We start from the raw sequence: 1,562 nt of genomic DNA, 5'->3' as shown, positions 1-1,562 counted from the left end.
GTGTCGCTGCGCTCGGCCTCGTACAGCGAAACCTTCGACATCGGCCGYCGCTCSTTCGTCAAYGARGCSCGSCTGCTGGCCCGCTTCGAYCACCGCTCGCTGCTGAAGGTCTACCRSTTCTGGGAAGCCAACGGCACCGCYTACATGCTGATGCCCTACCTGCATGGGCAGACGCTGCAGCAAGCGCGCAAAGCGATGAACGGCCGGCCAAGCGAGGCCTGGCTGCGGGGCGTGCTGCTGCCGCTGCTGGACGGGCTSSRACTGYTGCACGSCGAGTCGGTCTACCACCGCGACATCKCGCCCGACAACATCSTGCTGCCCGAYGGCGGCGGCGCSCCGATCCTGCTCGATTTYGGYGCGGCGCGGCGYGCSATCGGCGACMGCACGCAGAYCTTTACCGCGATCCTGAAGCCGCGCTTCGCACCCATCGAGCAATATGGCGAGGCAGCCGGCCTGCGCCAGGGCCCGTGGACCGACTTCTACGCGCTCGGCGCAGTGATGCATTTCATGCTGCTGGGCCAGACGCCGCCCGCCGCCACCACGCGCACGGTGGCCGACAGCTACCAGCCCCTGGCCCGCATGGGCCTGACCGGGTATTCGGCCGACTTCCTCGCTGCACTGGATTGGACGCTCGGCGTGCGCCCGCAGGATCGCCCGCAATCGGCTGCCGAGTTGCGCGCGGCGCTGGCGGGCGAACGAAAGCCGCCGCCTCCCCCAGCCCCCGCTGCTGCATCGGCCGATGACGACCGCACCGTCGTCATCCCGCGTGAGGCAGCGCAGGGCAAGGCGGCCCAGGCCCCGACTCTCGCCGCGCCGAAACCGGCGCGCAGTGAGCCGGCCAAGCCGGCGGCGCGCTCCGGGTTGGGGATCGCCGTGGCAGGCGCCGCCGCGCTGGTGGTGRCAGGGGTCACTTGGTGGGTCATGAGGCCGGGCTCCAGCGTTTCGGTGACGCCATCAGCACCGGAAGCCTCCGCCGCCGTGGCAGCGGTGCCTGCGGCTTCGGCCGCGGACGAGGCAATTGCAGGCACGCCTGCATCGGCCCCCGCCATGGCTGCGGCCAGCGCCTCTTCTGCTGAGCCGCCGAGCAGCACCCCGGCCTTGGCGGCCGCGCCTGCCGCCAAGCCGCCGCCCCTTCGGGCGGGCGGCGCCCAGCCTGCAGACACGAAGCCACGCGAGACGCGCCCAGCGCCACGCCCCGAGGCCATCCTGCCGGCACCTGCAGCAACAGCCGAACCAGCGCCCGCGCAGCCCGCACCAAGCGCCACCGCGGCTGCACCAACTGCGGCCCAGGCCAGCGCCGCCAGGCCGCTCGATCCTGATGCCGTTTGCGGCGGCCGCGTCCTCATCGCACTGAACAACTGCATGGACAAGCGCTGCGCGATGCCCGAATACGCAGCCCACCCCCGATGCGTCAAATGGCGCAAAGAGAAGGAAGACGGCGACCGCTACGGCAAGTGAAGCGCGCCTGCGGGCGCCTTCAACCGAAGAAGTAGCGCTTCAACCCCGCCAGGATCATCTCGACTGCGATCGCGGTCAGCACCAGGCCCATCAGCTTTTCCAGT

The 1,562-nt window shown here is 70.8% G+C and carries 1 protein-coding gene; it reads left to right on the top strand.

Annotation, left to right across the window (positions count from 1 at the left end):
• Window positions 1-1,458, top strand: a 1,458-nt coding sequence (locus AC1DYI_RS35180; protein WP_477208732.1) for a serine/threonine protein kinase, incomplete at its 5' end; no start/stop codon positions are given.
• Between the last annotated feature and the right edge of the window lie 104 nt (window positions 1,459-1,562).

The sequence above is a fragment of the Ideonella sp. P3_A4 genome (assembly GCF_056403075.1).
Note: the sequence above shows the minus strand (reverse complement) of the source record. Positions and strands in the feature narration are given on the sequence as shown.